At 25.4% G+C, this 24,413-nt stretch carries 21 protein-coding genes and 1 pseudogene; 10 read left to right on the top strand and 12 right to left on the bottom strand.

The window, feature by feature from the left end:
• Positions 1-20: 20 nt before the first annotated feature.
• Together Q0K52_RS07045 and Q0K52_RS07040 are read right to left on the bottom strand one after the other, a co-directional pair.
• Positions 21-1,112 carry a streptolysin associated protein SagC gene (locus tag Q0K52_RS07045; protein WP_297297905.1) on the bottom strand — a complete coding sequence of 364 codons (1,092 nt, stop codon included), beginning with the start codon at positions 1,110-1,112 and terminating at the stop codon, positions 21-23.
• Positions 1,113-1,133: 21 nt separating this feature from the next.
• On the bottom strand, positions 1,134-2,159 hold the full coding sequence (locus Q0K52_RS07040; protein ID WP_297297903.1) for a SagB/ThcOx family dehydrogenase: 1,026 nt from the start codon (positions 2,157-2,159) through the stop codon (positions 1,134-1,136).
• Between the two features lie 155 nt (positions 2,160-2,314).
• Here Q0K52_RS07040 and Q0K52_RS07035 point away from each other — a divergent pair, with 155 nt between their 5' ends.
• The gene (locus tag Q0K52_RS07035) at positions 2,315-3,868 is read left to right on the top strand and encodes a bifunctional UDP-sugar hydrolase/5'-nucleotidase (RefSeq protein ID WP_297297901.1); all 1,554 of its coding nucleotides are present in this window, start codon (positions 2,315-2,317) and stop codon (positions 3,866-3,868) included.
• Between the two features lie 319 nt (positions 3,869-4,187).
• Here the strand turns inward: Q0K52_RS07035 and Q0K52_RS07030 are convergent, their stop codons facing one another.
• The 6 genes from Q0K52_RS07030 to Q0K52_RS07005 all read right to left on the bottom strand — a co-directional run bounded on the left by Q0K52_RS07030 (position 4,188) and on the right by Q0K52_RS07005 (position 7,855).
• Entirely contained in the window at positions 4,188-4,616 is a 429-nt protein-coding gene (locus Q0K52_RS07030) for an ankyrin repeat domain-containing protein (protein ID WP_297297899.1), read from the bottom strand.
• 174 nt (positions 4,617-4,790) lie between these two features.
• Positions 4,791-5,579 carry a nucleoside triphosphate pyrophosphohydrolase gene (gene mazG / locus Q0K52_RS07025; protein ID WP_297297897.1) on the bottom strand — a complete coding sequence of 263 codons (789 nt, stop codon included), beginning with the start codon at positions 5,577-5,579 and terminating at the stop codon, positions 4,791-4,793.
• A gap of 38 nt (positions 5,580-5,617) precedes the next feature.
• Positions 5,618-6,118, bottom strand: coding sequence for a hypothetical protein (locus Q0K52_RS07020; RefSeq protein WP_297297895.1), 501 nt, complete (start codon positions 6,116-6,118; stop codon positions 5,618-5,620).
• A 9-nt stretch (positions 6,119-6,127) separates the two neighbouring features.
• Entirely contained in the window at positions 6,128-6,271 is a 144-nt protein-coding gene (locus tag Q0K52_RS07015; protein WP_297297937.1) for a hypothetical protein, read from the bottom strand.
• Between the two features lie 126 nt (positions 6,272-6,397).
• Positions 6,398-7,105, bottom strand: coding sequence for a flagellar filament outer layer protein FlaA (locus Q0K52_RS07010; protein WP_297297893.1), 708 nt, complete (start codon positions 7,103-7,105; stop codon positions 6,398-6,400).
• A gap of 24 nt (positions 7,106-7,129) precedes the next feature.
• Positions 7,130-7,855 carry a flagellar filament outer layer protein FlaA gene (locus Q0K52_RS07005; RefSeq protein ID WP_297297935.1) on the bottom strand — a complete coding sequence of 242 codons (726 nt, stop codon included), beginning with the start codon at positions 7,853-7,855 and terminating at the stop codon, positions 7,130-7,132.
• A 337-nt stretch (positions 7,856-8,192) separates the two neighbouring features.
• Here Q0K52_RS07005 and Q0K52_RS07000 point away from each other — a divergent pair, with 337 nt between their 5' ends.
• From Q0K52_RS07000 to Q0K52_RS06985, 4 genes are all read left to right on the top strand, one after another.
• The gene (locus Q0K52_RS07000) at positions 8,193-8,882 is read left to right on the top strand and encodes a pseudouridine synthase (RefSeq protein ID WP_297297891.1); all 690 of its coding nucleotides are present in this window, start codon (positions 8,193-8,195) and stop codon (positions 8,880-8,882) included.
• A 201-nt stretch (positions 8,883-9,083) separates the two neighbouring features.
• On the top strand, positions 9,084-10,889 hold the full coding sequence (locus tag Q0K52_RS06995) for a methyl-accepting chemotaxis protein (protein WP_297297890.1): 1,806 nt from the start codon (positions 9,084-9,086) through the stop codon (positions 10,887-10,889).
• A gap of 195 nt (positions 10,890-11,084) precedes the next feature.
• The gene (locus Q0K52_RS06990; RefSeq protein ID WP_297297888.1) at positions 11,085-11,720 is read left to right on the top strand and encodes a DUF2726 domain-containing protein; all 636 of its coding nucleotides are present in this window, start codon (positions 11,085-11,087) and stop codon (positions 11,718-11,720) included.
• Between the two features lie 15 nt (positions 11,721-11,735).
• Positions 11,736-12,332 (top strand): DUF2726 domain-containing protein, encoded by a 597-nt coding sequence (locus tag Q0K52_RS06985; protein ID WP_297297886.1) that lies wholly within the window; start codon positions 11,736-11,738, stop codon positions 12,330-12,332.
• 61 nt (positions 12,333-12,393) lie between these two features.
• Here the strand turns inward: Q0K52_RS06985 and Q0K52_RS06980 are convergent, their stop codons facing one another.
• Positions 12,394-14,139, bottom strand: a complete 1,746-nt coding sequence (locus tag Q0K52_RS06980; protein WP_297297884.1) for a ribonuclease R family protein — start codon at positions 14,137-14,139, stop codon at positions 12,394-12,396.
• 176 nt (positions 14,140-14,315) lie between these two features.
• Here Q0K52_RS06980 and Q0K52_RS06975 point away from each other — a divergent pair, with 176 nt between their 5' ends.
• Complete coding sequence (locus tag Q0K52_RS06975) at positions 14,316-15,434, top strand: ATP phosphoribosyltransferase regulatory subunit (RefSeq protein WP_297297882.1); 1,119 nt, start codon at positions 14,316-14,318, stop codon at positions 15,432-15,434.
• A 14-nt stretch (positions 15,435-15,448) separates the two neighbouring features.
• Here the strand turns inward: Q0K52_RS06975 and Q0K52_RS06970 are convergent, their stop codons facing one another.
• Positions 15,449-15,586, bottom strand: a complete 138-nt coding sequence (locus Q0K52_RS06970; RefSeq protein WP_297297880.1) for a hypothetical protein — start codon at positions 15,584-15,586, stop codon at positions 15,449-15,451.
• Between the two features lie 999 nt (positions 15,587-16,585).
• On the opposite strand from Q0K52_RS06970, the gene Q0K52_RS06965 reads away from it, so the two are divergent.
• From Q0K52_RS06965 to Q0K52_RS06955, 3 genes and pseudogenes are all read left to right on the top strand, one after another.
• Complete coding sequence (locus Q0K52_RS06965) at positions 16,586-19,081, top strand: molybdate metabolism regulator (protein WP_297297879.1); 2,496 nt, start codon at positions 16,586-16,588, stop codon at positions 19,079-19,081.
• 27 nt (positions 19,082-19,108) lie between these two features.
• Positions 19,109-19,912 carry a DUF2262 domain-containing protein gene (locus Q0K52_RS06960; RefSeq protein ID WP_297297878.1) on the top strand — a complete coding sequence of 268 codons (804 nt, stop codon included), beginning with the start codon at positions 19,109-19,111 and terminating at the stop codon, positions 19,910-19,912.
• Positions 19,913-20,426: 514 nt separating this feature from the next.
• Positions 20,427-21,199 (top strand): annotated as a pseudogene (locus Q0K52_RS06955) (DUF2262 domain-containing protein).
• A 550-nt stretch (positions 21,200-21,749) separates the two neighbouring features.
• On the opposite strand, the gene hisD reads toward Q0K52_RS06955, so the two are convergent.
• Both hisD and hisG read right to left on the bottom strand, forming a co-directional pair.
• On the bottom strand, positions 21,750-23,024 hold the full coding sequence (gene hisD / locus Q0K52_RS06950; protein WP_297297877.1) for a histidinol dehydrogenase: 1,275 nt from the start codon (positions 23,022-23,024) through the stop codon (positions 21,750-21,752).
• Positions 23,021-23,641, bottom strand: coding sequence for an ATP phosphoribosyltransferase (hisG, locus tag Q0K52_RS06945; RefSeq protein WP_297297876.1), 621 nt, complete (start codon positions 23,639-23,641; stop codon positions 23,021-23,023). Before hisG ends, hisD begins: the two co-directional genes overlap by 4 nt.
• Positions 23,642-23,905: 264 nt before the next feature.
• Here hisG and Q0K52_RS06940 point away from each other — a divergent pair, with 264 nt between their 5' ends.
• The gene (locus Q0K52_RS06940) at positions 23,906-24,349 is read left to right on the top strand and encodes a hypothetical protein (protein WP_297297875.1); all 444 of its coding nucleotides are present in this window, start codon (positions 23,906-23,908) and stop codon (positions 24,347-24,349) included.
• Positions 24,350-24,413 lie beyond the last annotated feature (64 nt).

Here is a 24,413-nt window from a genome sequence, read left to right as displayed (position 1 = left end):
ATATTCTCATCTTAATAAAATTATTTTATTATAACTTTGCTTGAAAACTTTTCTATTATTTCTTTTGAAGAAGTATACATTTCATTATATTTAGCTTTGCTTATATGTCCGCATGCCGGGCAGAAAGGCACTCTTAATAAATCCTGAATTTGTATTTCTATCAAAGGTATATAAACATTAATAACACGTCCTGCAAGTTTACATTTACCTATAGCAGCAAATAAAAATGCTTCATATAATGCAAGAGAAGTAAATGTCTGTAAAATAGGAGTTATATAAGTTCTTTTACCGTTTGATTTAAAATTCATAGTTTGTTTAACGAATTTATTATAAACTGATAAACTTTCATTTCTAGCTATTACCCTATTTTCAAAACATTCATAACAAGCGGTTTCCTTTCCCTTTATTGTAGTAATATTCAAAAATGGCCCGTCTAATATTGATATAATTATAGGAATTGATTTTTCAAGTAAAATCCTATTAATATTTCTAAGCAAATTGAGTCTAGGCTTCTCTATACTTATAACTACGCATGACATATCATCGAATAATTTTAATAATTCTTTTTGCTTTTCAATACTTTCAATAGCATCGGTTGTATCTGTAAGATTAGATTTCTCTATTTTTTTAATATCTTCAATGTCCATAAATTTAAGATTTATATAAATATCCTCTGACATTAATTTTGCATAATCTTTTAATCTGTCATTATCAGTTATAAACATTACTTTATTTTTTTGAACCTTGCTTTCATCTGGTATATCATAAAAATATTCTCCTATAAGCTCATATACCATATTAAGCATATTATTCTTTTTATCATCATATTCTAAAAATCTATTTCCAATCAAAGAAGATATAATATCATTCAATAAATTAGTATCTTTTTCATCAAGAGAAAATTTCTTTACTATATCATCAAAAGATATAGTTTTATCATCTAAAAATTCTTTAGTAATGAATATAATAACTTCTTTCATTTTGTTATTTAAATCATTAAGACCTAAAGAAGCCTCCTCAAAATTCCATATTCCCTTTCTAAATCTAATTTCATCATCAGAATTGAAGAAAATACTAACATTATCATAAAGTTTAATATTTTTCTTAGCCATTTTTACAACCTACTAATATAATTATTTTGAAAGCAAAGTTAAATGCAAAACATGATTGGAAACACCGTCAATATTTAATAATTTTTCGGATAAAGTTTTATTAAATCCTCCAATATCGCATGCTAAAATACCGGAAGCAGATGCAGCAAGCTGTATATTCTCTGCTATTTCTCCTGTTTCTATCAATGCAAATTGAAGACCCATATCTCCATATTTTCTTGAGTTTTCATATATACTATACACATAATAAACGGATAAAGCAGCCTTTCTTAAATCTATACCGCCGCCAAAAACATTATTATTATAGTAATTTTCTAAATCATCATCATTGAATAATTTTATTTTTTCAATAGAATGAGTAAAAGGCATATATTTATATATACCCTTTTCAAGATTATTAATATTAAGTGCCGCTATATATAAATAAATAGGATAAAGTCCTCCGCCGGAAGGTGCAGTTCTTAAATTTGATATATATTTATCTCCGAAAGTTATTGTACCATATTCATTTTTATTTAGATTAAAATTAAAATCCCCAGAAATTCCATCTCCATAGTAAAGCAAAGTAGATAAATCATTTAATGTTAATGGCTTGCCTTTAAAATCCCTCCTGCTTCTTCTAGCTCTTATAACTGAACCTATAGGAGCATTCAAATTCTTATACGGCGGAAGTTTAATAGCATTGCCTTTTTTATGAACTTCTTCTTCTAACAATACTCTATTACTTAATGAAGCGTCTATTGGAAATGATGAATAGCTTACAACATCAAGCATTGTAGATAAATCTATTGATGATTTTTTGGAGTTAAAAAGATATTCTTCGCTGATATTTCTATTTATTTCAGAATTCATTGCTCCTCTATATGAAGATTCTGAAGTTTTTATTCCTATACTGTCAGCATACATTGATATAGGTATATTTGATGAAAAATTTACTACACTAAAAAGTAAAGGTATTTCTTTTGCCTCTAATTCTTCTTTTGTTACTTCTATTTTTTTTACTGTATTTGCTTTATCTTTTTTATCTGTTTTCTTTATAATTGCCATATACTACACCCAGAGAAATTCCTTTATATGTTAATATAAACTCTTTATAATTACATAAGGTTAAAAATTAAGTATTTTATACTATTATGCTATTGAAAAACAATGATAAATTTCATATAATTTTTACATATTCTAACATTTTAAGGAGAATTAATATGATAAAAAAATCATATATTGTTTTCATATTAAGCTTTATTCTTTTAATTTCATGTTCAAATCAGCAAACAAAGAAATCAGGAAATAGCGGAAATCTTACTATAATACATATGAACGATACTCATGGTAAAGATGAGGAAGAAAAAGTAGTAAATAAAGAAGTTGATCCGCCAGAAACTAATTATATGTATGGAGCTGCCAGAAGGGCTTCATATATAAAACAAGTAAAATCTACAAATGAAAATGTATTAGTACTTCATGCAGGAGACACTATTACTGGAAGCGTTTATTCTACAGTATTTCAGGGCAGAGATGAGGTTGACATTATGAATATGATAGGTGTTGATGCTGCAACTGTAGGAAATCACTTTGTAGATTACGGACTTGACAATTTTACAGAAATAATGAAAGAAAGAAAATTCCCTACTCTTTCAATAAATATAAAAAATAAATCTGATAATAGTTATTATGCTACACCTTATATAGTTACAAATGTTAATGGACTTAATGTTGCAATAGTAGGAGTAACAACTACAGAATCTGTTTACAGTGCTTCAAGTGTAAAAGATTTAGTATTTGAAGAAGAAATACAAGCATTAAAAGACTTTATGAAAAAAATTCCTCTTAATACTACTAATGATGTTACAATATTATTAAGCCATATAGGTTATAATGTTGATAAAAAAGTGGCAGAAGCTATGCCAAATACATTTGATATAATAATAGGAGGACATAGTCATACAGAATTACCAGAAGCTGATATTGTAAACGGTACTCCTATAGTACAAACCGGCTGTTATGGAAAATATTTAGGAAATATAAATTTGAATGTTAATAATGGAGTAATGGACAAAGACAGTTTTAACTATAAATTGGTATTAATGGATCAATCTATAGAACAAGATAAAGATATGTTAGCATTCATAGATGAAATGAAAGGAACTGTAGATAAAGAGTTTAATGTAAGAATAGGTACTTTGCCTGTAGAACTTCCTCAAGATGGAATAAGAACTAATTCTATGGCTATAGGAAATTTTGCTTGTGATTTAGTATTAGATTCTTATGATAATATAGATATAGCTATAGTAAACTCTGGGGCATTAAGAACATCACTTCCTTCCGGAGATATAACTTTAGGAAAAATACAAAATGAATTTTTCCCATTTAATAATCAAGCTGTAACTCTTTCATTAAATGGAAAAGATTTAATTGATATGATAAAAATATCTGCTACAAAAAGAGGCGGCGGCGGTTTCTTACAATATTCAAGAGGTGTTGAAATAAAATATAATGCCAATGGAGAATTAATATCTGCTAAATTAAATGGAGAAGATATTACAGAAAATAAAGATTACAATATAATAATATCTAACTATATTTTAGACGGCGGAGATGGTTATGTTGATAGTGAAAAAAATCCTATAGGAAGAAAAGGAAAAAATATTATTATGACTGGAAATGATATAAGAGATGCCTTAATATCTCAAATCAAAAAGCTTAATAATATACCAGAAGATTATATAGATCAAAAACCAAGAGTAATATTTGAATAATCATTAAAATAATAAATATAAGGGTCTGTTTTATAATAAAATAGACCCTTTTATTTTATATACAAAAGAATAAATAATTCATATTATAATAAAAAATTTATAAACTATATCTTAAATACAAAAAATTAAAAACAAATTCTTTTTATATAGAAAGACAATATATTTTTTAAATAAGATTAAGTTGTTTATAATAACTTCCATTTTTTTTAAATGATGTTAATTATTATAAATAATATAGAGTTAAAATAATTATTGGAAATGTCCTTATAAAAAATATAAAAACATTTCCAATATAAATCATTACTTTAAAAAGATAAAATTATTTTTTGAATAAATGCATATAAGGGACATTCATTATTTCAGCAAGCATAACAGCAGAGAAATTAGCTTCTTCTCTATTATAATCTGCCCCATTATCTAAAAGTATTTTAATAACTTCTTCAGATTGATTTTTAATAATAGCCATATGTAAAGGACTTACGCCCCTGTCATTAATAGCATTTACATTAGCACCCTTAGCAAGTAAAGCAGAAACGATATCAGGATGATCCAACTGCACTGCCAAATGTAAACAAGTTATCTTATTATCAGCATAATTTACTTCTTCTTCTGTACTCTTATCTATTATTTCCAATACTTTCTTAGTGCTTTCATCCATATCAAAAGTTTCATCGTCTTTCTTTTTTACCATTTTTGAAAGTAAATCATATAATTTAGATCTTTTGTACAAATTAGTATTAATCGGCATCAAATAAACCCCATCATTTTTTATATTATATAATTATAATATAAAGTATTAATTCTTGCAATAATAATACACACAATATGTCATAAAATAGCAAAATATAGAACAATAATTCTATTTACAGTTTTACTACTTAATAAATATATTTTTTTTTTATTTTTGTGTTGAACTTTTTTATTATTTATTTTCTTGTTTTTTACATTCATTCCAAAGATTATCCATTTCTTCCAATGACATATCTTCTAATTTTTTATTCATTTCATAAGCACGTTTTTCGACATAATTGAATCTATTTTTAAATTTTTTATTAACTTTTATTAATGAATTAACAGGATTAATTTTATTCATACGTGCAAAATCAAGCACAGTCATAATTAAATCACCTATTTCTTCCTCAAGATGTTCTTTGTCATTTTCTTTATAAGCCTCTTTAACTTCCAAAAGCTCCTCATCTATTTTTGATAAAGAATCATCAGTATGTTTATATTCAAAACCAACACTAGCTGCTTTTTTCATTAATTTATAAGATTTTTCCATTATAGGTAAAGACTCTGGTATTCCGTCAAGAACACTTTTAAATCCTTCCTCATTAGTAGTATTTTTTTCTTCTTTCTTTATTTTATCCCATTGCTTTAATATTCCAGATACATCTTTTACATTGCTATCACCAAAAACATGAGGATGTCTTCTCACAAGTTTTTCATTTATATTTTTACAAACATCGTCTATATTGAATTTATTTTCGTCTTTAGCAAGTTCAGAAAAGAACACCACATGTAAAAGTACATCTCCAAGTTCTTCTTTTATATTATCATAATCTTTATTATTTATAGCATCTACAAGTTCATAAGATTCCTCTAAAAAACAAGGAATTAAACTATCAAATGTTTGTACTTTATCCCAAGCACAGCCATTTTCTCCTCTTAAAGTTTTTATTATAGATATTAATTCTTCAAATGAATCCATTATTTACTCTCTGTATTTTATAATTTTCACTAACTTTACTATTTTCTTATTCTAGTATAATTAATTCTTTTAGGTTCGAGTATAGCATTATATATAATAGCATTTTTTATATCTAAAGAAGAAAGCATATTATTAACATGTCTATTATATGTTGGAGCAGTATTAATATGCATATCCGAAACAGTATCATTTTTTATATTATTAATTTGCTCAACTTTAGAATTATATTTTTTCTGAAGCTCAAGCATTTGAATATCATTGTCGGAAGTTTGATAGGAAGTATTATATACATTTTTATCTTCAACATTTTTTCTTAAAGTATCTTCACTATAATTTCTTAGAGACTCCATATTTTTTTTGAGATCTCTAAATATTTCTTCTTCTGTTTTATTTTTATTATAATTTTTATTATTTGCAGTTCTATTTCTTTGATTATTAGTACGGGATTTATTTGTTTTTTTAGCATCTTTATTTACTTTTTGTATTAAACTTACTATACCCCATATAATAGCTATTATTATATATAAAAGTAATTCCATAAAATTCCTTTATTCAATATTATTTTCATCATTATCAATATTTTCTTTTTTATCTTTCTCAGGTCTTCTATTAACAATTCTGCTAGTAACAGCGTAAACAACAAGTAATATAAAACCAACAATTAACAATATATTTATAGGCGACATAATCATAAACTCTCTTAATAAAAATATTTTATAGTTTAATATATAATAGCATTAATTTCAAGTTAGAGTAATAAAAAAGGCGAAGTATTAAAATTAATACCTCGCCTTTAATATTCATTCGTTATCTAGTTATTACCAAGTATCTAATGGATCATCTTCTTCTCTGTAAGTTTCTAAGTACATATCTGTCTTAGCCATTAATTGATCGAAGTAGATATAATATTTACCATAAGAATCTCTAGGATCAACTTTTACATGGATACCCATAAAGCTTATACCTTGTTCAACTTGACCTCTGAAGTCTTCTTGTTCGATATTAGCTGGGATTTGTACAGTTATGTTTTTCCAACCCATAAAGTTAAGAGCTTCGTTACCAACAGCTTGAGGTTTTCCGTTTATATCATAAACATAGAAACTCATTTTGTTATTATGGTTACGACCAGCTACCCAAACACTAATTTCTTTAGTATAACCAGGGATTTTAACAGGTCTAGGAGGAGTAACAGAGAACCAAGGATAACCTGTTCTGAAGTACTCTACTTTAGCACCTAATATATATTTATTATTTTCTGCACCTTCAGCTACTACGTCAGCTGGACCACCTTCACGGCGAATGATACTAACTACACCATAATCTCTAGGCATAGAAGCTTGCCAAGTATTAGCAAATTCAAAATCATCAATTAAATAGTTAGTGATAGCTTCAGTTACGAAGTTATTACCGCCTTCACCTTGTTGATTTTGAGTAGTTTGCTCACCTGTTTGAGCCGCATCTTGGGCAAACAACAAGAATGCAACAGTTAGAATTAACATTGTTATCAAGATACTTAATCTTTTCATATTATTCTTCTCCTTACTCATACATTATTGTTGCGCTTCTTGTGGCTGTTCTGTAGTAGTATTATCTGCAGTACCGCCGCCTTCGCCTACTACTTGAGCTCCACCTTCTGTATACTGTTCAGAAGATCTTCCGCCAACTTCTTGACCTAATGTAACTTCGATGTCTGAACCGTCATAAGATTCTCTAAATGTATCTGTAACTGTTTGGAAGTAGTCTAATAAAACTACAAAGTTATCAGCTCTTTCCTCTGGTGATGACCAGAAACGGAAGTTCATGAATCTTAAACCTTTAGCTCTTGGTACATAAGGTTCTTCTTGTGGAATGAATGATGGTACTGATGTACTCATATTTCTCCAACCTATATATCTTATAGAACCTAAAGGTAATGTATAAGTATAACCACGATAATCTTCAAATATCATTTCCATAGTATAGTCATAATTACCACCCCATACCCAAACGTCGAATGTTTGAGCTTTTCCTGGTATGATTTTTTGAACTGTTGGAACTAAATCAAAGAAGTTATAAGATTTTCTGAAAAAAGAAACACTTACTGATAATGAATTAGTTGAATTATAGCTTTGGTTACCCATACCATATGGTTTTGTAGCGAATAATCTCATATTAGGATATTTCATTACAACACCATTCTCATTTGTTCTATCACCTCTAAACATAAAACGGCTAGCGTTTGATATTGGTTGCCATTCATCTAATGTTTCAAAGTTGTAAAGTAGTCTAGTTTCCATGTAAACACTAGAAGTTTGTCCATAAACAGCAAATGAACATATGCTTATGAATAGACAAATGATTATGAGGTAGCGAGAAAAATCTCTCGTACTTCTATAGAATTTCATAGCGCACTCTCCTTAATATTTATAGCTAAGCAATTATATCCAATAACTTAGCACCATTATATTATAATCAACAAAAATTGTCAACTATAAAATATAAAATTCTCATACTATTATATGGGTATAATGCTTATATTCGTTATATTATTTTAGGAAATAATCATTAAAATTTGATTAAAAATTATATCATGTTAATATATTTTTATAACTTTTTTATTGAAAATAGGAAAAAATGAGATTAAATAAATACATAGCATCATTAAATATAGCAAGCAGGAGAGAAGCTGATAAACTCATACAAAATGGTATGGTAAAAGTTAATGGCGAAGTTATAACAAATCCTGCTGTTCAAGTATCAGAAAATGATAAAGTTGAATGTGATATAAAAACATACAAAGATGATAAAATATATATTAAATTAAATAAGCCTAGAGGATATGTTGTATCGTCAAATAAAAATGAAGGAAAACCTATTTATAATCTAATAAAGCACGAATTTGATAATATATATCCTGTGGGAAGATTAGATAAAGACAGTAATGGGCTTATACTTCTTACAAATGACGGCGTATTCAGCAAAAAAATTATAGGTGAAAATAGTAATTGTGAAAAAGAATATTTTGTTAAAGTTAATGATGGTGTGCCTGATGGAGCTTTAAAAAAATTAGAATATGGTCTTACTTTAGACGGACAGAAATTAAAGCCTGCTAAAGTAAAAAGAATAAATAAAAATTCATTTAATATAATCCTAACTGAAGGTAAGAATAGACAAATAAGAAGAATGTGCCAAAAAATAGGTTTTGAAGTAATTATACTAAAAAGATTAAGAATAGCTGATATATTATTAAACGATCTAAAAGAAGGAACATTCAAACATCTTACTCAAAATGAAATAAATTCCGTATTAAATAATGAGCACTAATGCAGAAAAAAACTTCATTTTTTGTATTATATGTATGATAAAAATAATAATATTTATATTTTTTTTAAAATATACTACTTTAAAAATATATTTTTATATCAAATTAGATTTTACCAAATAAATATATGACAGGTAATTGACACAAAAAAATTTTTTTTATATACTTTAACCGCTTGAAGAATTTTTTTTAAGGTTATATTTATGAAAAATAACAGAGTTCTATTATTAAAATTAATTATCCCTTTTGCTGTTTTCTTGCTTGTAGCATATATTATTATGTACTTTGCTTATAAAAAAGTATATACTAATGAATTTATAAAAAATACATTGGTAGAGATGGATAATACTGAATTAGTTTTATCTATAGAAATGGAAAAAGTATACGATGTAATGTACACATTAAGAGGATATTTTGAAGCAAATGATAATACATTTACAAGTATAAGAAAAACACTTGAAAGCATATTAAAATCAAATAAAAACATATATGACATACTATACGGAAATGAAATACCATACAGAGACGGAGGACTTTTTGTTAATGGTATAAGTCCTTATCCTGATACTTATGACCAAACTTCAAGATTATGGTATAAAGGTGCTCTTACTAAAAATGGTATATTTATTACAGAGCCTTATGTTGATGCTAATACTGGGGGAATATGTATAACATTGGCATTAGCTGTATACACTAATAATTCATTAAAAGGAGTTATCGGTATAGACTTCTTAGAAATGAATAATATATCAAAAAAAGTTATTAGTGAAAATCAGGTTAATATAATGACTTCAGCTGGACTTTATATGTCGCATCAGAATAAAGACTATATCTTTAATGACAATTACAATGTATATAATGAGCCTTTATTTAAAGATGCAAAATCTATAGAAGACCCTAACAAAGCTGTAATGCAAATAGTAGGAAATGAATGGTACACTATAAAACCATTAAGAGATACTCCATATAAAATTGTAATACGAGGAAACATGAATGCTATCAATAATAGAATAAGAAATATTATGCTTGCATATCTTTTAGTTATTATTATTTTAATAGCAATACAAACCTCATTAGCATTCTTTGTAGTTATACCTATATCTCAAATGCTTGATAAAGCTATGAATAGTATAGATCAAATGTCTAAAGGAAACTTTATCATAGATAGTCAAGATAACGAAAATAAAAATGATAAATCAGGTTCTTTAGTTTCTTATGTCAATAATATGAAAAATACTATAGGAAATGTTGTGTTAAAACTGCAGTCAAATCTTAATACAATAAATAATGAAATAGAAAATATATCATCAAGCAGCGAATATCTATCTGACAGATCTAATACTCAGGCGGCTGCTATAGAAGAGCTTACAGGTTCAATGCAGTCTTTATCTAGTTCTATAAAAGAAATAAGCTCAAACTCACTTCAGGCTAAAGATAAAAGCTCAAAAATAATGGATACTACAACTACTGGTGTGGAAGCAGTTAATGAAATATCTGCTCATATGCATGAGATATCTGAATCCAGCAAAAAAATATCTGAAATAACTAAACTTATACAGTCTATCGCATTTCAGACTAATATACTTGCTTTAAATGCTGCTGTTGAAGCGGCAAGGGCTGGAGAACAGGGAAGAGGTTTTGCTATAGTGGCAAGTGAAGTGAGATCTTTGGCTCAGACCGTTAATGAAGCTGCAAATAATATTACTTCTATTGTAGAAGAAACTGTAAAAAGAGTGGAAATTGGAAATGAATCGGCAAATAAGTCATCTTCTATATTAAATACCATTAATGATCTGGTAAAAGAAATGGAAAATGAACTTCAGTATATATCACAGTCTATAATGCAGGAAGAAGATGGTATTAGCCAAATGAATATAGCAATAAAAGAATTGAATAATATAACTCAAGAAAACTCTAGTTTGGCAACTCAAAACTCTACTTCAAGTTCTGAAATATCTAATATGAGTCAGGATATTATAAGAGAGATAGAGTATTTCAAAGTTATGTAAATACTAAATAATATTGTTAAATATAATCATTAAGATTGAAGTTTATCTAACAAAAAGTCATAAACTTCAATTTTAATGATTTTTTTGTATAAGAAACTATAGTTCCTATTTATATAATTATTACCGCCGATTAAAAATTGAATAATACAATCTATTTTATATACTATATAATATAAATTAAATGGAGATAAAATTATGCTTGAAGTCGGCGTAGCTGTAATTATATTATCTATTGTAATAATATTTTTCTTTTCTTTAAAAAAAATATCATCACCAAAAGAATCAAATACAAATGAAAACAAAACAGATAATTATGAAGAACAAAATAAAGAAGAATTCAAAATAAATGCAATAACAGAGCAAAGATTAAAATACATGGACACGGGAAGCATAAAAACGAAAAGAGTTTTGAATATAGAAGAAACAAGAATTTTTTATTCTATGGTAAAAATATTAAATGATTATAATGTAAATCCTCAAGTATCTTTCAGAGCTTTTTTAAAAGGTGAAGAAGATACAGATGCTTGGAAAACTTTCAGAGATTTCTATTGCGATTTTCTCATCACTCATAAAAGAGGCTCTAAAATGAATGAACCTGCTGCTGTTATAGAATATCATGGAGGAGGACATTTCGGAGATACAGAAGAACAAAAAGAAAAAGTAAAAAATAATGATATGATAAGAGAAAAACTTTTTAGCAAAATAGGATTAAAATATTTTATAATAAGAGACTCTGATATAAAAATGAATTCAGGTTTAATAGATGAAGAAAAATTATCTCTATTTCTAAAAGATGTTAATACAATTTTATCAAATACTAAAGAATCATAAAAGGAAATTTTTATTATGGATAGTTTAGCAGTATTACTTATTTTTATAGTACCTATTATTTTATTTTTATTATTTATAGGAAAAATCGATAAACAAACTTACAGAAGACCATTCAGAAGATATTATAAAAGAAAATACCCAAGAAAAGATATAACTAGCCAAAGACTTGAAAATATGGATACTGGCAACATATCAATAAAAAAAATTATGAATATTGAAGAAAGCAAAATATTTTTTTCTATGTTAAAAGTATTTAAAGATTATAATATTTATAAGCAAGTATCATATAAAGCATTTTTAGACGCTGAAGAAGATACAGATATTTGGAAAAGTTACAGAGATTTTTATTCTGATTTTTTAATAACTTATAAAAGAGGAGATAACACCAATAAGCCTATAGCTATAATAGAATACGATGGTGCAGGACATTATGGACATACCGAAGAAATGAAAGAAAGAATAAAAAATAATGATTTAGTAAAAGAACAATTAATAAAAAAAGCTGGAATGAAATATTTTATCATAAAAGAAGAAGACATAAAAACAAATTCTAAATTTATAGATGAAAATAAATTAGAAGCTTGTTTATACAATATAGTAAACTCATTATAAAAAATGAATAATTATATAAACAAGCCTAAATTCATTTTTTATATAATTCTTTTATATAAAATTATAAAGAGAAAAATATTTTTCCATTTTCAACATTAGCACTTGCCACTAATACTTTTACTTTATCGCCAAGTTCATAAGCTTTTATTTTATCTATATAAACACTTTGCATATCCGGATAAAATCTATAATTTGAACCAACATAAGTAGACTCAATAAATCCTTCTATTTCCAAGCCTTCTATTTCAACATATATGCCTTTATTGCTTATAGAACTTATAAGACCATAATACTCATCTCCAAGTCTGTCTTTCATATATCTTGCTGCTTTTATTTGTCTTAAACACCTCTCAGCTTTCTTTGAAGTTTTATCTAGCAATGATAAACTATCAATAGAATCTTTACATACGTTTTTTAATTTTTCATCTATGGTTTCTTTATTGGATAAAATAGTATCTTTAACTATTCTATGTATAAGCAAATCGGCATATCTTCTTATAGGCGAAGTAAAGTAAGTATAATAATCAAAACCTAAACCAAAATGACTTTTATTTACTGTACTATAAGATGATGGAGTCATTGAACGAAGCAAAACAGGTATAAGTAAATTTTCTTCCGGCTTTCCTTTTATATTATCAACAAAACCTTTTATATCATAAGTTTGATCTGGGAATTGTTTTAATGCATATCCTTTAGCATGACAAAGTATTTTAAAACTATTAAATCTATAATCATCAGGAGAACCATGATAACGGTATATACTGCCTTCATAATTTGATAATTTTTTGGCTATTTCAGTATTAGAAATGAGCATCAATTCTTCTACTATTGTCATAGATTCTTTTCTTTCTTCTGCATAAAACTCTATAGGTATTCCTTCATCATTCAATACTATTTTTATATCAGTATTATCAAATTCAACTCCCCTTCCCTCTTTTCTTTTTTTATACAAAATATTTTTTATATTCAATGCATTTTCAATCAACTCTAAAAGCCAAGCCTCGTCAGTAACTTTTTTATCTATAATATCTTGAACATAATCATAAGATAATTTTCTGTCAGACTTTATTACACTTTTGCATACTGATGAATCTAATATATCGCCATTGCTATTTAAATTGATAATTATAGTTAAAGCAAATCTATCAACATTTTCATTCAATGAAATAATATTATTTGACAATACTTCCGGGAACATATTGTAAACGGTATCAATCATATAAGTGGAATTGCCTCTTTTTCTAGCTTCCAAATCTAATGGGGAATCAAGTTCTATAAAATGACTAACATCAGAAATATGTATATAAACTTTATAATTATTATCATCTATTTTTTCTATACTGAAAGCATCATCTAAATCCTGAGAGGAAGCATTATCTATAGTTACCGTTTTCATATTCCTTAAATCTACTCTGTCTTCTTCTATATTTTCAAAATTGGCATTATTATTTATATCTTCAGCCAACTTTAATAATTCTTCATCAAAATCTAATTTTATATCATAAGCCTGAGCTATAACTTGTGTATCAGATTTTGCATCCTTAGCATCAATATTTACTCTTACAGATTTTACACCTTTAGGGCCGGGTTCTTTACCTTCAAGTTTATTAATATACTGCTTTCCTTCCTTTGTAATTCTAAGCATGTTGCTGTCAGTTTTACATATATATCCGTCGCTTATGGCCTTTCTTATCAAATTGGTAAGGGCAGTCTTTTCTATGGCTGTTTTTGAATTAAATTTTATAAATATATTATAATCCATTTGATTTTTCATTAACTTTTTTATTAACTCTTCTACTGTTTTCATAATTTTACCTTCAAATTAAATTTTAAAATAATATACACTCTTTTAACACTTATTTCAATTAATATATAAAAATATATGAAATTTAAAATTATATTTTTAATTACTATATATGGTTATTTTTCTATTTTTATATTATAATGCTTAAAAAATATTTATGGAAAAAGAAGAATAATATTATGAATGAAAATAATTTAGTATCTGAATTAACAAAAATATATGAAAAATACGGGTATAAAAAAATTAAATTGAATAAATTTGAAGATTACAATTTATATAATAATTACAAAGACTTTCTTCAAACTGAACATATATTAACATTCATGAATTTAAATGGTAATTTGCAATCTTTAAGACCGGACGTTACTTTATCAATAGTAAAAAATGTATTAAAAGATAATGACAAATATACAAAAAAACTTTTCTACATAGAAGATATTTATAAAATAGATAATGTTTCTAATGAATACGAAGAAATACAGCAGGTAGGTGTAGAAATAATAGGAACTTTAACTAAATATTCTAATTTAGAAATAATTAGTATGGTAATAGACAGTTTAAAAACTATAAATAATGATGAATATATATTAGAAATATCAAGTATAGACTTCATGTTTTCTTTGATAGATGAATTAGATTTAGATGAAGATAAAAAATTAGAAATACTTAATTTAATATACAGCAAAAATAAGCATGACCTTGAAAAAACTTTAACTTCCAATAATATCGATGATAAATATAAAAATGCTGTAGTTTCATTAATAGATTTTTCAGGAGAATATAAAGAAGCTGTAAAGAATATAGAAAGCCTAATAATCAATGAAAAAATGCAAAAGGCTTATGATGAATTAAAAAGTCTTTGTGCTGTTTTTGAAAATTATAATAATTTTGAAAATATATTATTAGACTTCTCAATAGAAAGTAAATTAGGATATTATAACGGAATAATATTCAAAGGCTACATAAAAGGAAATAATGATATAATTCTATCCGGCGGAAGATATGATAAACTTCTTGAAAAATTTAATACTCATATCTCAAATGATAAAAACAAAAAAAATGCAATAGGATTTGCAGTTTATATGGACAAACTCTACAAACCAAACTCTATAAAAAACGAATATGATTTTGACATATTAATATTATACAAAAGCGGCAGTGAAAAAGTATTATTAAATAAAGTTCAAAACTACATACAGGCTGGAAAGAAAGTAAGAACTGATATATATTCAGACGACTACAATACAGACTATAACTACAAAGAAAAATACATTTTTGAAAATGACAATCTAGTATAACATATAGAATTGTATTAATTAACTTTACTTTTACTATCAGCTAATATTATTCTAGTAACTACTGGATTAAGTTTTACTACTGTTCCGTCATCTAATTTATGTTCGGTTAATACAGTTTTAGAAGTTTGTAATTTTATTTTTTTATTTGTCATAGACATTTCCCCCTTTTATTTTAAAGTATATAAATCATAATTACGTTGTCAATAAAATAATCACTTTTTTAAATTTTTATTAAAATTATTTACTAAAAACATACTGTTTATAATTATTTATATCACATTTTTTAATTTTAATACTATGTTAACCAATCATGTATGATATATTTTGAACTAAATATTTATAATTTCAAAAAGAATAATTATTTAATAGACATAAACTAATAAATAGCATGTTAGAAAAATAAAACTATTTATAACAGTAAAAGTCAAATAAAATATAAAATTTTTATGATTTTTATTATAATTTTTTAGATAAAAAATATATCAAAATAATATTTAGTATATACCTAAACAATTATATTTTGTCAAAAATAATTTTTTTAAATTTTAAATATCTGCAGGGCTTTGCCCCGCACCCCACTTCTTTTGGTGCCCCAAAGAAGCAAAAGGGCTATATTTTAGCTTAAATTAATAGTTTATATTACATGTAAGACAATTTTAGTATGATTTAGTACTAATTCTATTCTTGCACTTTTTGCAACTTTTTGCGGCGGGAAAAAGTTGACTAAAAAAAATGACAAACTCTAAAATTTTTAGTATATACCAAAACAACTATAGTTTGTCAAAAAATAGTTTTTATGTTTTTATTATTTTCGGGGACTAGCCCCCGAACCCCCAGTTCTTTTGTTGGCACAAAGAACCAAAAAGACTGCATTTTTAGTCTAAATTCAGATTATATTCTACATTTAATACATATATTTTAAATATAAAGTTCTAGCAATTGCATTTTTTTGCAACTTTTTTGTGCGGCAAAAAAGTTGTTAATATTACATAATGTGCAGTAGTCGGCAAAATGAAATCGTTTCAGTATATACCTAAACAACTATAGCATTTTATAAAAAATTCTTCTTTAATCATTATTTACTAATAAATTTGACAGAATAAAAAAAATAATTATACTACATAAAAAATATTGTTAATAGGTTGGTTTTTATGAAAAATAGTATTAGTAATGAAGAAAAAATAAGAAATAAGTTTGAAGAAATGTTTTCTCATGAAAATAATAAGGATGCATTCCTTGATTATTTTTACGGAAAATCAAATAGCTGTCCTACTTTAAGTAGAAATTATCTTTATTATGCAGAAGAAATTTTCAAATTTTATTTTTATGAAAACACTTCAAAAGAAGATAAAGAAGTACTGTCTAGGTATGCCAAAGTAATGATTAAAGATATATACAAAGGTAAGCCTAATCCTAATTATATAATAATTACTACTTATATGATTGTAAGATTATGTGCTGGAGAAGATTTAGAAAAAGTTTTAATAGAAAGTTATAATATTGATATTGAAAATATATATAGAGATGATAAAAAATATTCTAAATCTCAGTTAAAAAATAATGAAGGATATAAATACATAAAAATACAAAATGAGAATTTTAACAGGTTTTTAATATTAGAAAGTTATATAGGTAAAAAGTTTAATCAATATTTAGAAAAAGTAAAAAATAATAGTAAAATATTATTAGAAAAAGAGCCTCATTTATTATTAACTATTTTGGTATATATCATAAATAGATATGATGATAAAAAACTCATTAAACAATTATTAAATTATATAGACTTGCTAAAAATCAATGATGAAGAAACTATATCATTACTTTTTACTATAGTCGATAAAGATGAAGAAGTTTATAAAAGATTAATGAATATTTTAAATAAAGATAATAATATAATATATTTTATTGTAAATTTAGATTCTGTAATGATATTTAATATAGAATTATGTAAAAGATTCTTTAAAAAATATTCAGAAGATCCAACATATCATTATTTTGAAGCAAAAGAAGTTGCAGATGAATATTTAGAAATATGCTCTTTCCCTAAAGAATATATTCTCTTAAACAAAATATATTGCGGAGGAAATACCCATTGTACTTCATCTTTAACAGTAGAATTAAAAAGACTATACAATGAAGATAAAACAACATTTTATAAACTTTATGAGATAATAGAAAAATCAAAATTAGAATGTTTATATCTTGATTATGTTGTGCTTTCAGCAATTATGCTTGCAGTAAATGATAATAAATATGATATAAATACTAATTCTATTATAGAAAAGTTAAAAGAAATTTCTGTAGAGTTCTTAAAAAAAAGAGAACCTACTAAAAGTTTTGATGACATAATTTCCAAAAGTATTAAATATATAAAAGAAAAGCCTAATGGCAGTTATAGTGCTTATTTATCAGCTATAATGTTATTTGATGAAATAAATGATGAAGCTTCAAAAATTACTGATACTTTATTAAAGTATTATAGAATATACATCAAAATTTATATTTATATTCAGAAAATATTCCATAATAAAAATATTTTAGAAATTAAAGAAAAATTAATTAATAATAAAGAAGTACAATTAAAAGATATATATTTATTTATAAAGTCGGAAGATGATATTATAACTCTTATAAAAAACAATTTAGAAGAAACAAAAAGTATTATAAGAGAAGAAGCATTCATCACATCTATAACAGAAAATACCAAATGTACTATATCATTTATTAATGCTATTTTCAGAGATGAATTAAGAGAACTTATTGATAATAAATTTGATTTTGTTTTCAAGGTTATTGATACAGCAAGAGATCAAAACATAAAAAATCACTGCATATTAATAATAAAGAATTACGGAATTTCTGATGAAATTTCTATAAGAAGCGAAGTAGAAAAATTAGTAGTTGAAGGAAAAAAATCATCAATAAAAATTTATCAAGAAATAATTAAATATTGGGACTTACAAAAAATTGATGCTGATTTCAAATTCAAAAGTATTGATGAAATAGAAGAATATGTAAATAAACAGTATAATAAAGAACATGAAATTTTAATAAAAGATATAGACGAAAATATACTTTCTAATATTCTTTTAAAAGAGAAGAAAACTGCATCTCCATTAAAAATAGTTAAGTATATATTTATGGAATATGCTGCATTAAAAGAACCTTCTATATTAAAAGACTGTAATAAAATAGCAGAGTTTTTTGATATTGACTCATTTAGAAATGCACTTGACGCTATATATTCTAATTGGATTAAAAATAAATCAAATACAGAAATCAAAAATATATTTATCCAATATAATAATTTGACTGAAGATAAACTATTACAATTACCGTATGATACTAATAATATATCTTATACAACGTATGATGTAAAATTAAAAAACATACTTATTCCATATTGTATTTTCCAAACAGAAGATAAACTATTACAATTAAAGACACAAATTGAAGATTGGTCATCAAATGATATGAATGATAAAGGCGAATTAGCAGCTTATGCAGTATATGCTATGGCTTTGAATGGAAGCAGCTTTGCATTATCATTAATAAATAAAATATATTTGCAAATTAAAAATAAGAAGGTTAAAAAGGCCGCTAAAAATGTATTAAAAAAGGCCGGCAAAGTATTAGATATACTATAATAAACTACTGAATAATAGGATATAAAAATGGACAAAGAAATTGAAGATTTTAATAAAAATTTTGATGATGAAATTTTTGACATAGCATTCGTTTTAAAAAAGCAAAATTTATCAGCTGGTAAGTCAAAAGGAAAATATTATACTTTATTGGTATCTGCAATTGCATATAAAAATATTATTACCAATGAAATTATAGAAAATGAAAATTTGCTTATAGTAAAAGAAATTGAAGATACAAAACATTATTTTCAAATATTCAGAAATAAAACAATAGTAAGATTAAAAGTAAGAAAAGAAAAAGATTCATCTGGTTTATATATGAGATTCCTGCTTGAAGATATTATTGATACAAACTATAAAGATAATGATTTAAATATTATATTAGAAGAATATTCTAAGCCTGTTTATTATAAAGATGAAGAATTAGGAAATTTTGAGCTTGATAAGTCTATAGACATGTTTAGTAAAGATATAGAATGGAATGATGATAATATTTCGGTTCTCTTTAAAAATATTGATGAAGAAGTCAATAAAAAAAGTGTTGCTATAATCAGAAAAATATTTACTAATAAAAAAGATATTGATAAAAAACTAAAAGACTATATATCAGAAAACATGCTTGAAGATGCCAACAGCTGGAACGATGATGATGGCAAACCTCATATAAGCAAAGAAGAGTTTGTAAAATTAATAACATTAACATCTATAAATATTATATACGAAGACAATATAACATTTTATTTTGATGACGGAGATATTTTCTCTGGACATGTAATAGCAGTAGACAGCGACTATGATTTTAATTTTGCAGAACCTTATATAATAGGATAATTATTAATATATAAGTTATATTTTATTTTTATATCAACTTTTTGCCGGACTTCGTCAAAGTTGCAAAAGCACATATTTACAAATTAAATCTACTGCTCAATTTATATATACCTAAACAACTATATTTTGTCAGAAATAAATTTAATTTTTGTTTTGATATACTGGGGCTTTGCCCACCGCTCTGCGTACTTCGTAACACCCCACTTCTTTTGCGACTGTAGGGAGTGCCAGTGGCGTACCACAAAGAAGTAAAAAGGCTGTATTTTAGCTTAAATTTAATATTTTATATTACATGTAAGACAAAATTAGTATTAATTTAGTACTAATTTTATACTTGCATTTTTTGCAACTTTGACGAAGTCCGCAGAGCGTATGCGGCGGGAAAAAGTTGACTAAAAAAATGACAAACTTAAAAATTTTTAGTATATAATAAATTGCGGGGTATTAATAAAAGTTTTAAAATTTATTATTGATATTTTATATTAGCATATTACAATATTAATAGGATATAAAAATGGACAAAGAAATTGAAGATTTTAATAAAGATTTTGATGATGAAATTTTTGACATGGCATTCGTACTAAAAAGATCATGCTGTAAATATAATAAAATACCTTGGGATAAATATTATACTTTATTCGTTTCAGCTATAGCTTTAAAAAATATTGCCGCTAATGTCATTATAGAAAACACTCATATTATCATTCATAAAAAAGTTAAAGAACCTGAAGAATATTTAAAAATACTCAAAGATGAGAGTATAGTAAAATTAAAGGTAAGAAAAGAAAAAGATCCTGATGATTTCTATATTAATTTTTTACTTGAAAATATAGTTGATAGTAATTATAAAGATGATGATTTAAATATCATATTAGAAAAATATTCAGAGATTATTTATTATAAAGATGAAGAATTAGGTGATTTTGTGCTAATAAGGATATAAACAGTTTTAAGAAAGAGATGCCTTGGACTGATAGTAATATTTTAATATTCTTTGATAATATTGATGAAGAGTTTAATAAACAAAGCATTGATATAATCAAAAAAATATTCACTAATAAAAAAGATATTGACATAAAATTAAAAGAGTGTGCTGCAGAAAGTATATTTAAGCCTCATAGTATGGAAAAAGAAGAATTCAAAAAATCAATAACTTTAACATCTATAAGCATAAATTCTAAAAACTGCATAACATTTGATTTTGATGATGTTGACGGACATACAATACCAGTAAATAGTGATTGGGATTTTAATTTTAAACCGATTACGGAACTAATGTTTTTTTAAATTTGTAGTACACTCACAGCACGCTAAATAAAGCCTAAAATATAATTTTATCTATAATTCAAATCTTATTGTATTATATAAATTTTACTCACCGTGCGTTAAATAAATTATAAACTTAATCAACACTTGGGCGGGTGTTATAATTTCTAGATAAGTTATACTAAAAATTTTTAAGTTTCTCAATTTTTGGTTGTTCTTTTTCCCGCCGTACGCCCATCTAAAGGACTTCCTTCGGTCGCAGGCGTACAGCGTCAAAGAACCTTATATCCTCGATAAACTCGGATACGCTCCGCGAAAGTGCAAGTATAAAATTAGTACTAAATCATACTAAAATTGTCTTATATGTAATATAATTTATTAAATTAAAGCCCAAATGTAGCCTTTCGCCACAGGCGGGCTGTGCCTGCTTCTTTGTGGCACGCCACTGGCACTCCCTACAGTCGCAAAAGAAGTGGGGTGTTACGAAGTACGCAGAGCGGTGGGCAAAGCCCCAGATATAAAAACAAAAATATAAATTTATTTTGACAAAATATATTTGTTTAGGTATATACTAAAATCTTATTCTTACAGAATTGGCATGTGCTTCCAAACTTTCATGATCGGCAAAATTAATTACATTATCTTTTACTTTTTCTAATGCATCTTTAGTGTAATATGTAATATAAGATTTTTTTATAAAGTCATCTACTGATAATGGAGAAGCAAATTTAGCTGTTCCGCTTGTAGGTATTACATGGTTTGCACCTGATAAATAATCTCCTAAAGCTTCCGGAGTATAATCACCTAAGAATATTGAACCAGCATTTTTTACTTTGCTTAATACAGAGAAAGGATCTTTTATACTTATCTCTAAATGCTCCGGTGCTATTTCATTGCTTATATATATAGCTTCATCTATAGTTTCAGTAATTATTATTCTGCCGTTATTTTCTATGGATTCCATTGCTATATCTTTACGGCTTAATTTTTCTAATTGTTTGTATAATTCTTCTTTTGTTTTTTCTGCTATTTCTTTAGATGTTGTAATTAATATACTTGAAGCTAATTTATCATGTTCAGCCTGAGCAAGCATATCAGCAGCTATATGTATTGGATTTGCAGTTTCATCGGCTATTATTAATACTTCGCTTGGGCCAGCTACCATATCAATAGAAACCTCACCAAATACAAGTCTTTTAGCCATAGCAACATATATATTTCCCGGGCCTACTATTTTATATACTTTTGGAATAGATTCTGTTCCGTAACTTAAAGCAGCTATTGCCTGAGCACCGCCTGTTTTGAATACTCTATTTACTCCGGCTACTTTTGCTGCAGCTAATATATTATTATTTATTTTTCCTTCTTTGTTTGGAGGAGATACCAATATTATTTCATTTACTCCAGCCACTTTAGCAGGCACAACATTCATAAGTAAGCTTGAAGGATAAACTGCAGTACCTCCTGGAATATAAACTCCAACTTTTTCTATTGGATTTATAATCTGTCCCATTACTATTCCATCTTCTTCATTTGTTATATAACTGTTTCTTAGTTGTTTTTTATGAAACTTTTCTATATTGTTATAAGCTAGTTTTAATGTTTCTTTAAACTTTTCATCTGTATTTTTATATGCTTCATCTATTTCTTCTTGTGTAACTTCTAAATTCTCTATTTCTGCATTATCAAACATTTTAGCGTATTTTTTTAATGCATTATCTCCATTTTGTTTTACATCTTCTAATATAGCTTTTACTTTTTCATTTATATCATCATGACTGAATTGGCTTCTTAATAATATATCATCTAATGATTTGCATTCTTTATAATTAATAGTCTTTATCATAATACTTCCTCTATATTTTTAACTATTGTTTTAATTAACTCATTTTTAAATTTATAGCTTACTTTATTAACTATAAGCCTAGCACTAATATAATCAATAATTTCTTTTATAACAGTAAGATTATTTTCTCTTAAAGTACTTCCTGTCTCTACTATATCAACAATAACATCTGAAAGATTTAATATTGGAGCTAACTCAATGGAACCGTTTAATTTTATTATTTCAACATCTCTGTTTATTGAATTAAAATAATTCTTTGATATATTAACATACTTTGTAGCAACTCTTAATCTTCTTTCAATATCTTCTTTATATCCATTCACAGAAGCCATGCAAACTCTGCATTTACCGAATTTCAAATCAAGAAGTTCATATACATCATGATTATTTTCAAGTAGTATATCTTTCCCTACAATTCCAATGTCAGCAACACCTTTCTCAACATATATTCCAACATCAGAAGGCTTTACTATTAGATATCTTACATTTTTATCTTTATTTTCAAATACTAATTTTCTATTATCTTCTAATAGTTCTTTATTCTCATAACCTATTTTCTCAAAAAGGTTATAAACTTTATTTACTAATCTTCCTTTAGGTAATGCTATATTAATCATATTTATATCTTTTTTATTTAATTTTTATTCAAATATTTGAAAGATATTATAATATATGAGAAACATTTTTTCAAATAGTAATATATAAAAAGTTTTGATCATAATGCATTTTATATAACAATTGCAATTTTTTATATATTGAATTATTATTTTATTATAGTATTTGTATTCACTATTATAAGTTAAACAATTTAAAAGAACTACTATATAATTGGTTAACTTATAAAACATTATTATTTTTACATTAAAGGGATTAATTTCATAATGTTAAAATTACAAACTAGAAAAAGAAATATAAAAGTAAATAAAAATATTGAAAAAAGAATTAGTAATTTTAATAAAATAATCAATTTTTATAGGTTTGATAATGATGTAATTAATGATAAAATAGTTGATTTTGTAACTATGTTAAATAATAATATAAAAAAAATAGAAGAAATAAAAAAACTTGAATATAATTGGAATGATAATGAAGCAGAACCTATAGATAAAACAATTTGTGATAATGTTTTAAATATTATATATGAAGTTATAATACAGCCAAAAATATTTCCAACAGCTAATGACAGCATACAATTAGAATATTATGATAAAAATGACAGAAATAAATATTTAGAATTTGAGGTTTTTAAAGATTATATTAATGTTTATGAAATTTTATCTGATTCTCAAGAAAAATCATATATAATTAATTCGGGGCTGTCCTAGATAACTAAAAAAGCTCCTTTTGTGCTAAATTATATATAATTTCTAATTGTTTTTCAACTTTTGG

The sequence above is a fragment of the uncultured Brachyspira sp. genome (assembly GCF_944390845.1).
GTDB classification, from domain to species: domain Bacteria; phylum Spirochaetota; class Brachyspiria; order Brachyspirales; family Brachyspiraceae; genus Brachyspira; species Brachyspira pulli.
Note: the sequence above shows the minus strand (reverse complement) of the source record. Positions and strands in the feature narration are given on the sequence as shown.

Excerpts from the sequence above, each read along its gene's own strand:
- Q0K52_RS07045 (WP_297297905.1), bottom strand. The coding sequence starts at position 1,112 with ATGGCTAAGAAAAATATTAAACTTTATGATAATGTTAGTATTTTCTTC.
- Q0K52_RS07040 (WP_297297903.1), bottom strand. The coding sequence starts at position 2,159 with ATGGCAATTATAAAGAAAACAGATAAAAAAGATAAAGCAAATACAGTA.
- Q0K52_RS07035 (WP_297297901.1), top strand. The coding sequence starts at position 2,315 with ATGATAAAAAAATCATATATTGTTTTCATATTAAGCTTTATTCTTTTA.
- Q0K52_RS07030 (WP_297297899.1), bottom strand. The coding sequence starts at position 4,616 with ATGCCGATTAATACTAATTTGTACAAAAGATCTAAATTATATGATTTA.
- mazG (WP_297297897.1), bottom strand. The coding sequence starts at position 5,579 with ATGGATTCATTTGAAGAATTAATATCTATAATAAAAACTTTAAGAGGA.
- Q0K52_RS07020 (WP_297297895.1), bottom strand. The coding sequence starts at position 6,118 with ATGGAATTACTTTTATATATAATAATAGCTATTATATGGGGTATAGTA.
- Q0K52_RS07015 (WP_297297937.1), bottom strand. The coding sequence starts at position 6,271 with ATGATTATGTCGCCTATAAATATATTGTTAATTGTTGGTTTTATATTA.
- Q0K52_RS07010 (WP_297297893.1), bottom strand. The coding sequence starts at position 7,105 with ATGAAAAGATTAAGTATCTTGATAACAATGTTAATTCTAACTGTTGCA.
- Q0K52_RS07005 (WP_297297935.1), bottom strand. The coding sequence starts at position 7,855 with ATGGAAACTAGACTACTTTACAACTTTGAAACATTAGATGAATGGCAA.
- Q0K52_RS07000 (WP_297297891.1), top strand. The coding sequence starts at position 8,193 with ATGAGATTAAATAAATACATAGCATCATTAAATATAGCAAGCAGGAGA.
- Q0K52_RS06995 (WP_297297890.1), top strand. The coding sequence starts at position 9,084 with ATGAAAAATAACAGAGTTCTATTATTAAAATTAATTATCCCTTTTGCT.
- Q0K52_RS06990 (WP_297297888.1), top strand. The coding sequence starts at position 11,085 with ATGCTTGAAGTCGGCGTAGCTGTAATTATATTATCTATTGTAATAATA.
- Q0K52_RS06985 (WP_297297886.1), top strand. The coding sequence starts at position 11,736 with ATGGATAGTTTAGCAGTATTACTTATTTTTATAGTACCTATTATTTTA.
- Q0K52_RS06980 (WP_297297884.1), bottom strand. The coding sequence starts at position 14,139 with ATGAAAACAGTAGAAGAGTTAATAAAAAAGTTAATGAAAAATCAAATG.
- Q0K52_RS06975 (WP_297297882.1), top strand. The coding sequence starts at position 14,316 with ATGAATGAAAATAATTTAGTATCTGAATTAACAAAAATATATGAAAAA.
- Q0K52_RS06970 (WP_297297880.1), bottom strand. The coding sequence starts at position 15,586 with ATGACAAATAAAAAAATAAAATTACAAACTTCTAAAACTGTATTAACC.
- Q0K52_RS06965 (WP_297297879.1), top strand. The coding sequence starts at position 16,586 with ATGAAAAATAGTATTAGTAATGAAGAAAAAATAAGAAATAAGTTTGAA.
- Q0K52_RS06960 (WP_297297878.1), top strand. The coding sequence starts at position 19,109 with ATGGACAAAGAAATTGAAGATTTTAATAAAAATTTTGATGATGAAATT.
- hisD (WP_297297877.1), bottom strand. The coding sequence starts at position 23,024 with ATGATAAAGACTATTAATTATAAAGAATGCAAATCATTAGATGATATA.
- hisG (WP_297297876.1), bottom strand. The coding sequence starts at position 23,641 with ATGATTAATATAGCATTACCTAAAGGAAGATTAGTAAATAAAGTTTAT.
- Q0K52_RS06940 (WP_297297875.1), top strand. The coding sequence starts at position 23,906 with ATGTTAAAATTACAAACTAGAAAAAGAAATATAAAAGTAAATAAAAAT.